Genomic DNA, 15,748 nt, shown 5'->3' with positions numbered 1-15,748 from the left:
GTTTTATTATTTTTGTCTAACAAATTATTATTTGTTTACAGAACCTTCTAATTCAGCACCAGCTTTGAATTTTACAACATTTTTAGCTGCAATTTTGATCGTTTTTCCTGTTTGAGGATTTCTTCCCTCTCTTGCAGCTCTTTTAGAAACTGACCAAGAACCAAAACCTACTAAAGATACTCTTCCACCTTTAGCTAAAGTACCTTCAACATTATTTAAAAAAGACTCTAAAGCTAATTTAGCAGCTGCTTTAGTAATACCTGCGTCTGCAGCGATTGCATCGATTAATTCTGATTTGTTCATAATTCTAGTTATTAATTGTTTGGTTAAAATTAATTAATTGTCTTACAAAATTATGTGGATTTCCCAATTACACAAGTCTTTTGGCTGTTTTTACGGTAAAATGTTGATAACTAAGTGCGATTGTTAATAAACTTAGTTGTTTTTCTCAAATTTTTGCAAATATTAGTGTTTACGCCACTTAAGAAGCGATTGCGTTTTCAGAAAAAACAATTCCGTTTAAGAGTTCGGATGTCTTCATTCGCTTCTTTCCGGGAAATTGTAATTGGTGAATCTGAACGTAACCGTTTTGTACAGCGACCTTTAAATCTTTTTTTGTTGCCAGAATCTTTCCGGCAGCAAAATCATGGTTTGCCGCTTCAAAAGAAGTCTCATAAAGCTTCACGTTCCATTCCTGTTCTTTGTCGTTTATAAAACACCAGGCAGCCGGGTAGGGACTTAAACCTCTTACCAGGTTGTGAATTTCTTCTCCTTTTTTGCTCCAGTCTACTTTGCAGTTTTCTTTATTGAGTTTATAAGCGGTTTTAATGTCGCTGCTTTCGGCCTGTATGGTTGTGGTAACGTCGCCTTTTTCAATTTGCTGTAAAGTCCGGATCACGGTGTCGCTTCCCAGGTGCATCAGCCTGTCGTGCAGCTCGCCGGCAGTTTCATTGGGTTCAATTTCGGTTTCGGAACTTAAAATCATAGCACCGGTATCGATTTTATCATCAATAAAAAAAGTAGTCACTCCGGTTTTGGTTTCACCGTTAATGATTGCCCAGTTAATCGGGGCAGCACCACGGTATTCCGGCAGCAGGGAGGCATGAAGGTTAAAAGTCCCCAGGCTTGGCATTTTCCAGACTGCTTCCGGCAGCATCCGGAAAGCCACCACGATCTGCAGATTGGCATTCAGACTTTTTAATTCGCTTAAAAAAGACGGGTCCTTTAAATTTGTCGGCTGCAGTATCGGAAGGTTTTTTGCTAATGCATATTCCTTTACGGCAGAATATTTTAATTTTTGCCCGCGTCCGGCAGGTTTGTCCGGAGCTGTGATTACAGCGGCAATTTCATAATTGTTTTGATATATAGTGTCCAGAATTCCGACTGCAAAATCGGGAGTTCCCATAAAAACGATTCGTAGCGTATTCATTATTTTAAAAGGTATTGATTTTTAGTGTTTAGGGTAATGCTGTTGTATTCCAGCAGCAGCTGAATTGCAAATATAGTTTCCTCCGGCGTTAAATTAAGCCTGTTTTCAATTTCTCTTGACGTTAGCGGACTATTTTTTAAAAGCGCCACGATCTCCTTTGCGGTGGCTACAGGATCGGACGGTGCTTTCTTTCTGGTGATGCAAACGGAGCAGCTGCCGCAATCGGTAGTGTTTTGCTCGCCGAAATAGTTTAGAATAAAACGGCTCTTGCATAGTTTTTTATCGGTCATATAGGCAACAACCGCTTCAAATTGGGCAATTTTCAGGTCGTTTTGCTTTTCTAAAAACTTGGAAAGCCTGTTAATGGTAAGGCTGTCTTCCCGTACTTCGTTAAAAGTGAGCTGGCTGTCGTTTGCCTGGCTGTTAAAGCTTATGATTTCTTTTTCGTGTAAACGCTTTAAAATCTGAAAAACGGTATCTTCAGAGGTACCTGCCTTACGGGCGATCAAACTGCTGTTAATAGGGGTTTCCATATCGTAAACACCCGGGTAATTCCGCAAAACAGCAACAATAACCGCTTCGTCTGCACTGTTCAGGCTGATATACCGGATGATCTCCTTGCTGGGTAACAGGAACTGGATGGTCACTTTTTCGGAGAAAGTCGCCGATAAGGTAATCACGCCCTGGCGGTCTAAAAACTGTAGGGCATTAAAGGTTTTTAAAACCGGGAATTTATAATGCAGGCAAAAATGATTCAGATTGAACGAAAAGGAATCGTTAAAGCCTTCGCCGTAAGCAATCTGGAAATAGTTGTTGAGCTTGATATAGACTTCCTTTAAAAAAGTTTTGTCTGGCAGTACTTCTATAAACTGATTTTTGGTGGTGCCAATGTCGGAAGGTGCGATCAGGGTAACCGCAAACGCTTTTTCACCGTTTCTTCCGGCTCTTCCGGCCTCCTGGTAATAATTTTCAAGATTTTCGGGCAGCTGAACGTGGATTACCGTTTTAACGTTGGGCTTGTCAATGCCCATTCCGAAAGCATTGGTGGCAATAATCACCTGTGCGCTTTCTTCCATCCAGAGCTGCATTTGCCGTTCCTTGTCCTTGGTGGATAATCCGCCGTGATAAAAAGCGGTACGGAATCCCAGCGAGGTGAGCTGTGCGGCTATATCGTGGCAGGATTTCCTGTTGCGGACGTAAATAATGGAAGGCCCCGGATTTTTGGTCAGCATCTGGGTTATCCGGTGTAATTTGTCTTCGGCCTCAAAGACCATATAGGCGATATTTTCCCGGGCAAAGGATTTTTTAAAAAGAACGGGATTGTCCAGGAGCAGTTCTTTACAGATGTCTTCCTGTACGCGTTCGGTTGCCGATGCGGTCAGTGCCAGGAAAGGAACTTTTGGAAAAAAACTTTTTAAAGTTGCAATTTTAAGATAGGCCGGGCGGAAATCATGTCCCCATTGGGAAACACAATGTGCTTCGTCAATGGCAATCAGGTTAATCGGCAGTCCTTTGATTCTTTCGATAATCCAGTCCGACTGCAGTCGTTCCGGAGAAACATACAGGAATTTGTAGTTTCCAAACTGGCAGTTGTCTAACAGGTCGATAATTTCATCGGACGAAATTCCGCCGGTTAGGGCAATTGCTTTAATGTTTCTTTTTTGCAGGTTTTGTACCTGGTCCTTCATCAGGGCTACTAAAGGGGAAATAACAAGGCAGATACCCGGCAGCATAATGCCCGGAACCTGAAAGCAAATTGATTTTCCGCCTCCGGTTGGCAATAGTGCAAACGTATCTTTTCCGTCAAGGACAGACTGAATAATCATGTCCTGAGGATCCCGAAAACTGTCGTACTTCCAATATTTTTGAAGAGTTTTTAGAGCTTCAGACATCAAATAAATGTTAGGAGTCCTGCTGCGTCAATACCGGAAAGTATTGCCGTGCCTGATTCGTAATTATTTTGAAAGTTTGTCTAATATAAAAAGAATTCTGCTATCTACAGTGTCTTTTGGTACTTCGATTAGATTGTAGCCGTATTTTTCATAGGTTTCTACAAGGTGTTCGTGAATTAAAACAGCCTGTTCGTAGTTTTCATAGCGCGCATCGTCGCTGATGTAAATGTCTTCCCAGGGTGGAAGGATAAAAATTTTGGAATATTTGTGTTCTTTGCAGGCGTTGTCGAAAAAAGCGGGATAAGCATCGCCAATGTAGTGCATATAAGCCAGTACATCGGGAATACCGCGGTCTAGAAAAACAATTTCAGCTGCTTCATTGGTTGCACTGACAAATTGTTTTTTTCTTCCTTCCAGCAGTAATTCACTGAAAAGCAGCGGTCTTTCCAGGAAGAGTTGTTCAATTCCCTGTTTACGGGCCTCCAAAGTTACCTCACGGGAAATTTCAGGATAACAAGTATATCCTCTATCCGTTAAACCATCAATAAGTGTGGTTTTCCCCGAACCCGGTCCTCCAATTATAACAACAATTTCCTTATTCACTTTTTAAAAATAAGGCGCAAATTTACATTTTTTTGTTTAATCAAAAGAATAGTTTTTAATTTATAATTTCAGAGTTATCGGATTTATCCTGTTTGATGCTTCATAATTCATAACTCTAATGTATATTTGCTTTTATTTTGTATGAAGATGGATAAGAAAACAGAAGAATTTTACCACAGACTTAAAGAAGAATTAACCAATTCAACACTTTGGCCTTCAGAATATTTGTTTAAATTTATTGTCCCTACCGATACTGAAAAAGTGGCGATAATAGAGAAATCTTTCGACGGAGTAGGAGCCGTTATACAAACGAGTCAATCCAAAACGGGAAAATATACCAGTGTGTCCATTAATGTTACAATGAACAGCGCACAAAGCGTGATTGATAAGTATCTTGAACTATCAAAAATTGAAGGAATTATTTCTTTATAAATTCAAAAAAGAATGAAGTACAGCCCAGAAGAAGCTATTGGTTTTCTTGAATACAATGCCGAGCGCCCGCATTTGATTATTCCGGAATACGGACGTCATTTGCAGAAACTGATCAACCAGGCAACGGTAATTGAAGACAGGGACGAACGAAACAAAGCGGCAAAATATATCATTACGGTAATGGGAAGTTTGAACCCGCACCTGAGAGATGTGCCGGATTTCCAGCATAAATTATGGGATCAGCTTTTTATAATGTCCGATTTTACGCTGGATGTAGATTCGCCGTATCCGATTCCGAATAAAGAAGTATTGAATCAGAAGCCGGACAGATTAGCCTATCCTCAGAATTTTCCGAAATATCGTTTCTACGGAAATAATATTAAGTACATGATTGATGTTGCTAATAAATGGGAAGAAGGAGAGCTGAAAAACGCTTTGATTATGGTTATTGCCAATCACATGAAAAAGTCCTACCTGAGCTGGAATAAGGATAGTGTGAAGGATGAAGTTATTTTTGAACACCTCTATGAACTGTCCGGAGGTAAAATTAACCTGCTGAAAACAGATGAGGAGCTTTCAAATACAACCGATCTAATGCGGGTGAACAAAAAGCAGTCCAACAAAACACAATTTGGCAGCAAACAAAAGAATGGCGGAAATGCGAACAGCAATAAAAATTTCACCAATCAGAAAAATAGTAACAACAATAACAATAAAAATAATAACCGAAAAGCGTAATTTTCTTTTACCATATGGGAACATTCAAAATTGAAGGAGGTATAAAATTAAAAGGAGAAATAACCCCTCAGGGAGCAAAAAATGAAGCATTACAAATTTTGTGTGCGGTGTTGCTTACACCTGAAAAAGTAACGATTTCTAATATTCCCGATATTATCGACGTTAACAAACTGATTACGTTATTAGGGAATTTAGGTGTTAAGATTCAGAAAATAGGGCCAAATGCCTATACTTTTCAGGCAGATGACGTTAATTTAAACTATCTGGAGTCGGTTGCTTTTAAAGATGAAGGAAGAGCATTAAGAGGATCTATCATGATTGTCGGGCCGTTATTGGCACGTTTTGGGAAAGGATATATTCCGAAACCGGGAGGTGATAAAATCGGACGCCGTCGTTTGGATACCCATTTTGAAGGATTCATCAGTTTAGGAGCAAAATTCCGATACAATAAAGAAGACCATTTCTATGGCGTGGAAGCCGAAAGACTAAAAGGAACCTACATGCTTCTGGATGAGGCTTCGGTAACCGGGACGGCAAATATTGTTATGGCCGCAGTTTTGGCAGAAGGAAAAACAACCATTTATAACGCAGCCTGCGAACCATATTTACAACAGTTGTGTAAAATGCTGAACGCTATGGGCGCCAAGATTCACGGTGTAGGATCTAACTTATTGGAAATTGAAGGTGTTGAAGCACTTGGCGGCTGTGAGCACAGAATCCTTCCGGATATGATCGAGATCGGTTCCTGGATTGGTCTGGCAGCGATGACCCAAAGTGAGATTACGATTAAAAACGTTAGCTGGGATAATTTAGGAGTGATTCCGGGTACTTTCCGTAAATTAGGAATTACGCTGGAACGAAGAGGTGACGATATTCACATACCGGCTCACGTTGACGGATATGAAATTAAAACGGATATTGACGGTTCAATATTAACTATTGCCGATGCACCATGGCCTGGATTTACACCGGATTTATTAAGTATCATCCTTGTTGTGGCAACACAGGCAAAAGGAGAAGTGCTGATTCATCAGAAAATGTTTGAAAGCCGTTTGTTCTTCGTGGATAAACTGATCGATATGGGAGCGAAAATTATTCTTTGCGACCCGCACCGAGCGACGATTATCGGACATGATTTCAAATCGCAGTTAAAAGCGACCATAATGTCTTCTCCTGATATCCGTGCCGGAATTTCCCTTTTAATTGCAGCCTTATCGGCAAAAGGAACCAGTACGATCCAGAATATTGAACAAATTGACCGCGGTTACGAAAAAATCGACGAGCGTTTAAGAGCGATCGGAGCCAAAATAGTACGCGTTTAATATTTAGATAAGAATAATATTGAAGAGCTGAGTTCTGTTAGAATTTAGCTCTTTTCTTTTTAAAACCATGGAAATAACGACCTTACTGTTTCTTTGCCTGGCGGCTTTTGCCGCAGGGTTTATCGATGCCATTATTGGCGGCGGCGGTTTGATACAAACACCTATAGCGCTGGTTTTATTACCCAATTATGCCGTGTCGTCGGTGATAGGGACGTTAAAGATTCCGGCTTTCAGCGGCACCAGTTTTGCGGCCTATCAGTACCTGAAAAAAGTCACGATGAACTGGCGGTTATTGCTGTTAATGGCTGGTCTGGCATTTTTAGCGGCTTTTGCGGGTTCTACCCTGTTAACGATGGTGAGCAATGATTTTATGAAACCGCTATTGTTGGCTGTACTTGTTTTTCTGGCGATTTATACGTTCCTGAAAAAGGATTTCGGACAGCGGCAGGAAAAGGCACTCAGTTACAAACGCCAGGTAATTTATGCCGCATTAATAAGTGTGGTTGTGGGATTCTATGACGGGTTTATTGGTCCGGGAACCGGAAGCTTTTTTGTGGTAGCCTTTATTTCCCTATTGGGATTTGATTTTTTACATGCTTCCGCAAATGCTAAAATGGTAAATCTGGCAACAAATTTCGGATCGATCTGCCTGTTTTTGCTGAAAGGAAAGATAATCTGGATGGTTGCGCTGCCAATGGCTGCCTGTAACGCTTTGGGCGGTTGGGTTGGTGCTAAACTGGCGATCAATAAAGGAAATGGTTTTATCCGGATTTTCTTTTTAATAGTCGTGATCGGAACCCTGATCCGTTTTGGATATGATGTTTTTATGAAAAAATAGCAAAATCAAAAAGCCGGATAAGAGATTATCCGGCTTTTTGATTTTTAGTCAATAATATTAAGGAATTTTAATCCGAAAACGATACCGTCTGTCTGGAATCCGTTTTGATAAGAACGGACATAATCCACGCGAAGCATACGGAATTTACCCCATCCTATATTGTCAAATCCGGCTGTGAATTCCTGGTAAGGTTTTGTTGTTGGCGTATTGATCTGGTGGAAACCAACAATCAGGTTCCATTGCAGTTTGTTTAACAACGGAATTTTATTCATGATATAACCGTTGAAATTGTGCTCGATATGTGTTTCCAGATAAGCATCGTTAGTACTGTTTGAGTAATAAGGAAGCAGGTTGAAAACATTCAGGTAACGGTCTGTGGTCCCGATGTGGGTCTGGTTGCCGTTAAAATGTTTGTAATCGATAAATGAAATATTGTCGGCATTGAAAAATTTACCGGCTTTTAAGCGTATTCCCAGATCACCTTTGTTTCCTAATGTTTTGCCATAATTAACGGCACCGGATAGCAAATCATAATTATAGTTGTCGGCACTGCCGGCAAATGCTTTTTCATACGTTAGCAACAGGGACGGATATTTATCATTCGGGATATTTACCTTTCTGTCCGGTCTGGTGATGTATTTTTGTCCGAAGCGGATTCGGGTGGATAAGGACGCTTTTACAAGATTATGCTTTTCAAACGGAGCAACCGTATTGTCTTCCGGTAGTAACGGATTGTTGGACGTGTAGTCTTTATCCCGTTTGAGCAATACATAATCGGTATTGTTGAACAGTGGTTTTCGGGCGGAATATTCTACTTTACCGGTAAGTGTTACACCGTTAACAACCTCCTGGCCGTAGCTTATGCGGATCGCTTCTTTGTTGTAGTATTTTGCAAAGTTGTTTTTGAAAAATAAAGTGGTCACAGAGTTGAGCAGGTTGCTGATAGGGTTTTCCGGGTTGAACTGTTCGATACTGCTTCCGCCGCTAATGTCCAGTACGGCATAGTTCGTGGCATTAAAATGGTGGGTGAAAGAACCGGTTATACGCAAACGGTCTTCTGCAAAACCATAGTTCAGTTTGGTGCCAATGTAGGTTGATTTTCCTGTTTCCTGATCCCATTTGCGGTAGGAAAAGCCGGAACCAAGATTCCATCCCTGAACTGTATTAAAGCCTAATGAGGTAATGTCTAAAATACCATCGTAGTTGTAGGTTTCTTTTTTAAAGGAATTGCGGTGTGTATAGCCCAGAAGAATGTCTGACGGACGGAATTTATTTTTCTTGGCATCAATAGAATCCAGGTATACTTTTGATGTTCTTAAGGTTTGAATACTGTCTTTCTTTTTATAGTCGGTAACCTCTTCTTCGGTTAACGGAACCGGACGGAAAGTATTCCAGTAGTCATTGTCTTTTTTATTCGCTTCTTTTTGAATCGTTACGATTTCGTTAGAAAACGTTTTTTTCTCAAATTGGTCTTTAAAGATATAGTTGCTGAAGACATGGGTGAACTTTCCGGTGAATTTCACACCAAAAAAGCCGGCACTGAAATCCATGGTCTGTATGTTTTTTGCCCAGATGGCAGAATGGGTATTGTAGGTAAAACTCTGTGTCAGTTTCATGGTTTCGATAACCGGTTGCTGCATTCTGTAGCCTTTGATGTCAAAATCTACCGCATAAATGGCCCAGCTGTCTTCTACAATATAAATGTATCCTTCAAAAACAGGTTCTTTATCCCTTTTTGGAGTAACCTTGATTTTGTTGATCAGGTGATTGTAATTGTCAAAAAAAGTACTTTCCAGTGTGTACTTATAATAGTTTAAGGCGTTATTGGCTATAGGGGAAACCATGTTAATGCCGAGGCTCACATAGTTTTCGTAAAAATCATAATGCGTACCGCGGGCGGTATTATAACTGAAACCGTTGTCGTTTCCGCTTATTTTGGAAGCGATGATCTCTTCCCGAAGCTTGTTGGGTTTTTCGAAAGCTACTTTGGAAACCGTTTCCGAAAGGTAGATAATACCGGTTCCGGTGGAATCGACCGAACCGTTAAAGTCGCCTACTTCCTGTCCGAGAATTTTTTTAGGCATGTCCTTAACGCGAAAAATACCGCGGGAATAAAAATCGGCTTCAAACTTATCCGTTTTGGCCATATTCTTTTTTCTGCTGGCTATCGCATTCCGGATTATCGGATAAGCCGGATTCTCCTTATTATTAATGACTACTTCGTTAAGCGTGAAATTTTCATCTTCAAGGGCAATGTTTTCCAGGGTGTATGGGAAATCGGAAATGGTAACGGTAGCCTTTTTGGTTTTAAAACCCAGGCACTGAAAGATAATTGTATATTTTCCTTTCTCTTTTACATTCAGTTCATACATCCCGCTGTCGTTCGTTGACGTACCGTTATAGGTGTTTTCAATAAGAACGCTGGCATAAGGCAGGGCCTGTCCGGATGCTGTGGTCACTTTTCCTCTGATTTGTGCTAACAAAACGGTAGAGAATAATAAGGTAAGCAGGGTAATTGTTTTCTTCATGTAATGTAATTTAAGGCTGTTGATAAGGTGTCTTATCTGATAAGACGATTTAAAACAAAAAATGGTTGCATGGCGTTATAAAAAAGATTGAATTGCCAGATCGTAGCTTTTTAAGCCAAACCCGATCAGGATGCCTTTTACATTAGGAGAAATATAGGATTGGTGGCGGAAGCTTTCCCTGGAGAATGTATTGGAAATGTGAACTTCTATAACCGGCGTGGTTACGGCCTTAATCGCATCGCCAATGCCTATGGAGGTGTGCGTATAGGCTCCGGCGTTTAAGATGATACCGTCATAGTCAAATCCTTTTTCCTGAATTTTAGAAATAAGCTCGCCTTCAATGTTGCTCTGGTAGTATTCCAGTGTGATATCCGGGAAGTTTTTTTTCAGGATTTCAAGATAATCTTCAAAAGACTGGGAGCCGTAGATTTCCGGTTCGCGTTTGCCAAGAAGATTCAGGTTAGGGCCGTTGATGATGATGAGTTTCATGGGATACAGTTTTTGTAAAAATACAGAAAAATCCGATTCTGCTGCCTGTCCGGAATAAAAAAGCCATTCCCTGGAGAATGGCTTTACTAACTAACATATGAGTGATGTTAAAATAAATATCCTAAAGAAAACTGAATTGTAGAGTTTTTCACATCAGCATCTTTAGAAACTTCGGTTAGTCCGAGAGCATAACGGCCCTGAACGAATATACTGTTGGTTATTTTATAGCCCAGACCTCCGGCAACAGCAAAATCAAAGGATTTGGTATCGCTACCGCTGAATTCATTGCGTTTGCTTACTAAAAAGGATGCCTGCGGACCTAATTCAAGACTTAATTTATTACTGGTTAGATAAAACTTCGCCAGAATGGGGATGGAAATATAACCCAGCTCGCTTTTGATCTGTTCTCCGAGTCCTTTTAGTTCGGCTCCCTGAGTGGAATATAAAAGTTCCGGCTGAATTGAAAAATTTTCCAGAATTTTTACTTCTGCAACCACTCCGGCATGATAGCTGGTTATGGTTTTGAAGTCATAGCCTTCGATGTCACCTCCGGTAAAATTCGAAAAATTTACACCGGCTTTTACTCCAAACTGGAGCAATTGTGCATAAAAAGGAGTGCTAAAAAAGGTGAATAATACTAAAAACAAGAGGTTTTTTTTCATAAAAGTAGATTTTAAGGTTTTTTTAATATTCTTGTAATATATTGCTTATCAAATATATAACGTTTTTTTATGAAAATTAGTATTAAAATTGATTTCTTTTGGACAAATGTCATGATTGCGATATAGTTTTTTTTATACATTTGTCCCGTTAATTTTAATAAACAAAACAATCATGAAAAAGATTATTTTAACAGTAGCAGCAGTATTCGCTTTCGGATTTGCTAATGCACAAGAAGAAGCTAAAGGTGAAGGTTTCTCTAAAGGAGATGTTTTTATTTCTGGTTCAGTAGGAGTTAATTCTGCTAAACAAGGAGATGTTAAAGAAAACGGATTCGACATCAGCCCTAAAGCAGCTTACTTTGTAACTAACAATATTGCAATTGGTGCTAAAATCGGATACGAAACTTTGAAAAAAGAAAATGAAGTTGCTACAACTTTAGATCAAAATACTTTCAAAGTAGGTGTTTTCGGTAGATATTACACTACTCCTGCAACTAAATTCTCTTTATTCGGAGAACTAGGAGCTGAGTACTGGATGGGTAAAGATAAATTAACTGATACAAAAGTTAATACATTCGATATCGGTTTCAGACCAGGTTTAAGCTATTTCGTATCTAACAACTTCGCTTTAGAAGCTACTTTTGGTAACTTATCTTACAACAGTGCTAAAGTTGATGTTGATGGTGCAGAAGCGAAAAACACTTTCGATTTAAACCTTAACTTATCAAGCATTAAGTTTGGTGTAGTTTACAAATTCTAATCTGACTTAGATTTTATAGATTAACCTCCCTTTCGGGAGGTTTTTTTATACTTAAAGAGTTTTTTGGAACTTATTGCCTCCTATTCTGTTGAGAATCAGGAGATTTTTTTTGGAGAGATTTATTTTTTTAACAGTAAAATTATTATTAAAATGAAATTAAAAATTACATTGCCAATACTTTTTGTTACGAATTTACTTTTTGCCCAGAGTTTTTGCCCTCCCAACGGTATTTCTACCAATCCGGCAAACCCTGTTAATCCCCAGCAATCCAATTACCTGAACTTTTTTAATTGGGCTACTGCCAATCCTTTCTATTCCATCAATTCCTTTTGCAATCCAAACGCAGCAACACCCAATCCTTTCGAATCGAACCAGCTGGAAATGCTGCCATTGTCTTTGAATAAAGATATGAAACCGGAAAATGGCTGGGAAATGGTTGCCTACAATATGGGATATGATAATAATAATGTCCCTTTGGCCGCCCGTCCGGAGCATACGTACATCATGATGTATAATAAATATACGGGCATGATGCGAATTTTGGTGAAATGGTGTCGCAATGTTAACTATAACGGAGCGATGTTAACATTGAAATTTGCACCAGGTTTTCAGACCAATCTTTTGGATATGGCCTATAATGAAAAAACATTAGATACGCCGCATATCCAAAATCCTTCCTTCAGTACGGCGCTGAAGTTCTACAACGATAATAATTCCTGGGCGTATGCCGACTTTAAAATGAATTATGATCCTTGTACCTGTAGCTTTACAGAATCATCGCGATTATTGCTTTATTCGGAGCTAATCAGCAACTCTTCGGTAGAATTGACCGGGAAAATCACCGGAACAATTTCGTCTATATCGCAGGGACAGGGTAGTGCTGCTTCCGATGGAAATTTCTGGAAGACTGCCAACAATATCAATAGTAAAATGATGAAAGCTCATAAGGGAATTGAGTCATTTACAAAAGATTACGAAAAAATTTATAAGAACCTTGCAGACGGAGGTATCACAATCAATGCGATCAACTCGATTGGTAATTTTATGAAAAATAACCAATTCATGAAAGCCGGTTTAAAAGCGATTCCTTATGTAAGTGAAGGAGTTAAGTTTCTTTCCGGTCTTTTTGGAGGCGGAGGCAGCGGTAATGGTCCGTTACAGCTTGCTCCTTTGAGTGTAAACCTGGATGTAGCCATTAAAGGATCGATCACAACACAGGATCCGATGCACAATCAGACTATCGGGTTGCCGGGTTCTCAAAAACAGAACACGCTGGCGGGAACTATCGGCGGACAACCGTTGTATAATGAAACATTAGGAGTGTTTTCGTTAATTAATGAACCGGTTATGTACTATACGGAAACCAAGGTTCAGAAAGAGTTTATTAACAGAGAGACCGTTGGTAATTTTGATAAAACAGAATATTGGGAGATAAAGAATAAATATGATTTTACCAGCAGAAATTATAAGTTATCCGGTGATGCACTTAAATATGCAATTAACCCGGCAAGCGGACTGATTTTACAGGATGCTGAAGTCATGCTGATGGTAGAATATGAAAAACCTTCAATTAAATATTCAAGACAGTTTCCGAGTCCTAAGGTGATCAATGTTGATGTGGATATGGACAACGGGCAGGACATTGCCGGAACATCCAAAGGTCCTGTTGTAGATGATGAAGAAGCGATTTTTCAAAATGCCTATAAAGCCATTGGAATTAATAATTATAAAAATGATTATTCCTTTTCCTTCCTATACACTGTTGCCAATACACCGGGTGGTAGTGGTAAGAGACGTTTAAAATACAATCAGTTTGCGTCAGCATTCCAGAAGTTTACATGCTATAGTTCTTCTATTGGCCCGTGTGACTGGGATTTCGGCGGATCAAGACCTTTTAGCTATAAGCAGAACGATCCGACATCCAATAGTTTTAGTTTCCTGAGTACATCCCATTTTAGATACAATACATCAACATTAGTTAATCCTTATTCTGTAACGCCTAAAGATGATTTCTTAACGCCAAGAGTTAAAGGGTTTAAGCTTAAGTTTATCCTGAATTTAAAGCGTACGGATAATCCGGATGCGCAAAATGTATTGTATGTGGTAACTTACCCGGTGGCTATCAAAGCGGCTCCGGCCGGTTATAATATGACGGGATCTAATTATATTACAGATGCGCAGGTTTATGCGGCTCAAAACGGTGCTAATCCGGCTGTACCAACCAATAAAGTTGTTCCGGTAACACAGGCAGAACTGGCTACTATTTGTGCAGCAAACAGCTATAAAAATAACAGAAACTCCGTGAGCGGTAAAGTTGCTGCTGATGATGCACTTTTATTGGGAGAATTAAAAGAAGTTAAGGAAAACAATAAACCGTTACTATATCCTGTACCGGCTAAAGATAAACTGAATATTGCCGTTAATAATTGTGAAATTCTTTCCGTTATTGATTCGTTTGGTAAAACAGTCTATACTTTTCAACCGGGTTCCGGTTCGGAAAAGAACAGCGAACTTGCACTGGATGTTTCCAGATATGCTACAGGGATCTATATGTTAACCTATAAAGATGCTTCCGGTGTTTTGAAAAGTATCAAGTTTACTATCGAATAACCGGATAAAAACAATACCTGATAAAGCCTCCTTTTGGGAGGCTTTATGCATTATACTGGCTATCAATATCTAGCAAATTGTTGTATAAAAGCAGATTATATTGTAAAATTCACAAAAAGAGATTTTTTTGTTTGTATTTTTAACGTTAAGCATGGGTATTCGTGTGTTTTTTTGCTTTTTAATTTGATAATTGGTAAGTTTTTATATTTTTGTTAGACAAACTTGTAAAAAATTATTACGTATGAAAAAAGTATTACTTTCTGCCGTGGCTTTAATGGCTTTCGGTTTTGCATCTAATGCACAAGAAGTTAAATTTGGTGCTAAAGCCGGATTAAACTTATCTTCAATCACTAACCTGGATGGTGGAAAAACAAGAACCAGTTTTCACGTTGGGGCATTGGCTGAAATAAAAGTTGCAGATAAATTTGCGGTTCAACCGGAAGTTTTGTACTCTTCTCAGGGGGCAAAAGGTGAGGGAGATGTGTCGTTAAAAATGGACTACATCAATGTTCCGATTATGGCAAAATATTATGTTGCAGACGGATTCAGTATTGAAGCCGGACCACAGGTTGGTTTCTTAATGAGCGCAAAATTAGAGTCGGTGGATGTAAAAGATACATTCAATACGGTAGACTTTGGTTTTAACGCTGGTATTGGTTATGAATTAAAAGAAGGTATCTTCTTTCAGGGAAGATATAATTTAGGCTTAACAAACCTGGCTAAGGAATCAGGAGATCAAAGCCGAAAAAATAGTGTTTTCCAGGTATCTGTAGGTTATAAATTCCTATAGTATTTAAAAAAATGCTGCCCAATAAAAACCTCCCATTGGGAGGTTTTCTTTTTTAAAATTTAAAACCGATTCCGGCTTGTAATACCTTGTTCTTGGCATCGGTGTCTTTTACCACTTCATTTAAGCTGTAGGTGTAGCGGCCAAAGATAAAAATACCGCCAGACAGGTTAAAGGTAGCTCCCAGTGCCAAAGCGGTGTCAAACTTGTTGACTTCGTTGGTTGTGATGGAACTGTTGTTGCTGTCGTGGCTTTCATTCAGTTTAAAACCAAATTGCGGACCGGCTTCCAGGCTTAACCCTTTAACAAGATATAATTTTGCTAAAACGGGAATGTTTAAATAATCAATTTTGTGTGTGGTTGTGTAGGTATTTCCCAATAGTGTTACATTACTTTCAAAACCCTGCTGGGAGTATAGTACTTCCGGCTGGATCGAAAATATGTTCGGAACAATAGGGACTTCGCCAACAACACCAATGTGAAAACTGGTTCTGGCATCCGGGCCTTCTTCAAACTTACCTTGTGTAACGGTGGAGTAGTTCAAACCTCCTTTTATACCAAAACTGGCTTTTTCCTGGGCATTGGCTGCTGTTAGTGTTACTAAAAATAATAAACCGGCGGGCAAAAAATTTACTAATTTCATAAGGTTAAATTTTTA

At 39.3% G+C, this 15,748-nt stretch carries 15 protein-coding genes; 7 read left to right on the top strand and 8 right to left on the bottom strand.

Annotation, left to right across the window (positions count from 1 at the left end; genetic code table 11):
- Positions 1 to 27: 27 nt before the first annotated feature.
- The 4 genes from HW120_RS17555 to HW120_RS17540 all read right to left on the bottom strand — a co-directional run bounded on the left by HW120_RS17555 (position 28) and on the right by HW120_RS17540 (position 3,924).
- Positions 28 to 303 carry an HU family DNA-binding protein gene (locus HW120_RS17555; protein WP_136402359.1) on the bottom strand — a complete coding sequence of 92 codons (276 nt, stop codon included), beginning with the start codon at positions 301 to 303 and terminating at the stop codon, positions 28 to 30.
- 178 nt (positions 304 to 481) lie between these two features.
- On the bottom strand, positions 482 to 1,429 hold the full coding sequence (fmt, locus tag HW120_RS17550; RefSeq protein WP_177736027.1) for a methionyl-tRNA formyltransferase: 948 nt from the start codon (positions 1,427 to 1,429) through the stop codon (positions 482 to 484).
- Positions 1,429 to 3,321: a RecQ family ATP-dependent DNA helicase gene (locus tag HW120_RS17545; RefSeq protein ID WP_177736025.1), complete on the bottom strand. Its 1,893-nt coding sequence runs from the start codon at positions 3,319 to 3,321 to the stop codon at positions 1,429 to 1,431. The genes fmt and HW120_RS17545 overlap by 1 nt, the downstream gene beginning before the upstream one ends.
- Before the next feature lie 63 nt (positions 3,322 to 3,384).
- Positions 3,385 to 3,924 (bottom strand): AAA family ATPase, encoded by a 540-nt coding sequence (locus tag HW120_RS17540; protein ID WP_177736022.1) that lies wholly within the window; start codon positions 3,922 to 3,924, stop codon positions 3,385 to 3,387.
- Positions 3,925 to 4,071: 147 nt separating this feature from the next.
- On the opposite strand from HW120_RS17540, the gene HW120_RS17535 reads away from it, so the two are divergent.
- The 4 genes from HW120_RS17535 (at position 4,072) to HW120_RS17520 (ending at position 7,254) form a co-directional block, all read left to right on the top strand.
- Positions 4,072 to 4,356: a DUF493 family protein gene (locus tag HW120_RS17535; protein ID WP_177736467.1), complete on the top strand. Its 285-nt coding sequence runs from the start codon at positions 4,072 to 4,074 to the stop codon at positions 4,354 to 4,356.
- Between the two features lie 12 nt (positions 4,357 to 4,368).
- Positions 4,369 to 5,094, top strand: coding sequence for a DUF4290 domain-containing protein (locus HW120_RS17530; RefSeq protein WP_177736020.1), 726 nt, complete (start codon positions 4,369 to 4,371; stop codon positions 5,092 to 5,094).
- 14 nt (positions 5,095 to 5,108) lie between these two features.
- Positions 5,109 to 6,416, top strand: a complete 1,308-nt coding sequence (gene murA / locus HW120_RS17525; RefSeq protein ID WP_177736018.1) for a UDP-N-acetylglucosamine 1-carboxyvinyltransferase — start codon at positions 5,109 to 5,111, stop codon at positions 6,414 to 6,416.
- 67 nt (positions 6,417 to 6,483) lie between these two features.
- Complete coding sequence (locus HW120_RS17520) at positions 6,484 to 7,254, top strand: sulfite exporter TauE/SafE family protein (protein ID WP_177736016.1); 771 nt, start codon at positions 6,484 to 6,486, stop codon at positions 7,252 to 7,254.
- Between the two features lie 44 nt (positions 7,255 to 7,298).
- Here HW120_RS17520 and HW120_RS17515 read toward each other — a convergent pair whose 3' ends face one another.
- The 3 genes from HW120_RS17515 to HW120_RS17505 form a co-directional block, all read right to left on the bottom strand.
- Positions 7,299 to 9,782 (bottom strand): DUF5686 and carboxypeptidase regulatory-like domain-containing protein, encoded by a 2,484-nt coding sequence (locus HW120_RS17515; RefSeq protein WP_177736014.1) that lies wholly within the window; start codon positions 9,780 to 9,782, stop codon positions 7,299 to 7,301.
- A 75-nt stretch (positions 9,783 to 9,857) separates the two neighbouring features.
- Positions 9,858 to 10,271, bottom strand: a complete 414-nt coding sequence (locus tag HW120_RS17510; RefSeq protein ID WP_177736012.1) for a type II 3-dehydroquinate dehydratase — start codon at positions 10,269 to 10,271, stop codon at positions 9,858 to 9,860.
- Positions 10,272 to 10,378: 107 nt separating this feature from the next.
- Positions 10,379 to 10,933, bottom strand: a complete 555-nt coding sequence (locus HW120_RS17505; protein WP_177736010.1) for a porin family protein — start codon at positions 10,931 to 10,933, stop codon at positions 10,379 to 10,381.
- 172 nt (positions 10,934 to 11,105) lie between these two features.
- On the opposite strand from HW120_RS17505, the gene HW120_RS17500 reads away from it, so the two are divergent.
- From HW120_RS17500 to HW120_RS17490, 3 genes are all read left to right on the top strand, one after another.
- On the top strand, positions 11,106 to 11,693 hold the full coding sequence (locus HW120_RS17500; protein ID WP_177736008.1) for an outer membrane beta-barrel protein: 588 nt from the start codon (positions 11,106 to 11,108) through the stop codon (positions 11,691 to 11,693).
- 150 nt (positions 11,694 to 11,843) lie between these two features.
- A complete protein-coding gene (locus HW120_RS17495) occupies positions 11,844 to 14,303 on the top strand; it encodes a T9SS type A sorting domain-containing protein (protein WP_177736005.1) in 2,460 nt (819 codons plus the stop codon).
- Between the two features lie 241 nt (positions 14,304 to 14,544).
- Positions 14,545 to 15,093 carry a porin family protein gene (locus HW120_RS17490; protein ID WP_177736002.1) on the top strand — a complete coding sequence of 183 codons (549 nt, stop codon included), beginning with the start codon at positions 14,545 to 14,547 and terminating at the stop codon, positions 15,091 to 15,093.
- A 52-nt stretch (positions 15,094 to 15,145) separates the two neighbouring features.
- Here the strand turns inward: HW120_RS17490 and HW120_RS17485 are convergent, their stop codons facing one another.
- The gene (locus tag HW120_RS17485) at positions 15,146 to 15,733 is read right to left on the bottom strand and encodes a porin family protein (RefSeq protein WP_177735999.1); all 588 of its coding nucleotides are present in this window, start codon (positions 15,731 to 15,733) and stop codon (positions 15,146 to 15,148) included.
- Positions 15,734 to 15,748: the final 15 nt, after the last annotated feature.

It is taken from the genome of Flavobacterium inviolabile (assembly GCF_013389455.1).
Classification (GTDB): domain Bacteria; phylum Bacteroidota; class Bacteroidia; order Flavobacteriales; family Flavobacteriaceae; genus Flavobacterium; species Flavobacterium inviolabile.
Note: the sequence above shows the minus strand (reverse complement) of the source record. Positions and strands in the feature narration are given on the sequence as shown.

Excerpts from the sequence above, each read along its gene's own strand:
- HW120_RS17495 (WP_177736005.1), top strand. The coding sequence starts at position 11,844 with ATGAAATTAAAAATTACATTGCCAATACTTTTTGTTACGAATTTACTT.
- HW120_RS17520 (WP_177736016.1), top strand. The coding sequence starts at position 6,484 with ATGGAAATAACGACCTTACTGTTTCTTTGCCTGGCGGCTTTTGCCGCA.
- HW120_RS17510 (WP_177736012.1), bottom strand. The coding sequence starts at position 10,271 with ATGAAACTCATCATCATCAACGGCCCTAACCTGAATCTTCTTGGCAAA.
- fmt (WP_177736027.1), bottom strand. The coding sequence starts at position 1,429 with ATGAATACGCTACGAATCGTTTTTATGGGAACTCCCGATTTTGCAGTC.
- HW120_RS17485 (WP_177735999.1), bottom strand. The coding sequence starts at position 15,733 with ATGAAATTAGTAAATTTTTTGCCCGCCGGTTTATTATTTTTAGTAACA.
- murA (WP_177736018.1), top strand. The coding sequence starts at position 5,109 with ATGGGAACATTCAAAATTGAAGGAGGTATAAAATTAAAAGGAGAAATA.
- HW120_RS17530 (WP_177736020.1), top strand. The coding sequence starts at position 4,369 with ATGAAGTACAGCCCAGAAGAAGCTATTGGTTTTCTTGAATACAATGCC.
- HW120_RS17490 (WP_177736002.1), top strand. The coding sequence starts at position 14,545 with ATGAAAAAAGTATTACTTTCTGCCGTGGCTTTAATGGCTTTCGGTTTT.
- HW120_RS17555 (WP_136402359.1), bottom strand. The coding sequence starts at position 303 with ATGAACAAATCAGAATTAATCGATGCAATCGCTGCAGACGCAGGTATT.
- HW120_RS17500 (WP_177736008.1), top strand. The coding sequence starts at position 11,106 with ATGAAAAAGATTATTTTAACAGTAGCAGCAGTATTCGCTTTCGGATTT.
- HW120_RS17505 (WP_177736010.1), bottom strand. The coding sequence starts at position 10,933 with ATGAAAAAAAACCTCTTGTTTTTAGTATTATTCACCTTTTTTAGCACT.
- HW120_RS17515 (WP_177736014.1), bottom strand. The coding sequence starts at position 9,782 with ATGAAGAAAACAATTACCCTGCTTACCTTATTATTCTCTACCGTTTTG.
- HW120_RS17535 (WP_177736467.1), top strand. The coding sequence starts at position 4,072 with ATGGATAAGAAAACAGAAGAATTTTACCACAGACTTAAAGAAGAATTA.
- HW120_RS17545 (WP_177736025.1), bottom strand. The coding sequence starts at position 3,321 with ATGTCTGAAGCTCTAAAAACTCTTCAAAAATATTGGAAGTACGACAGT.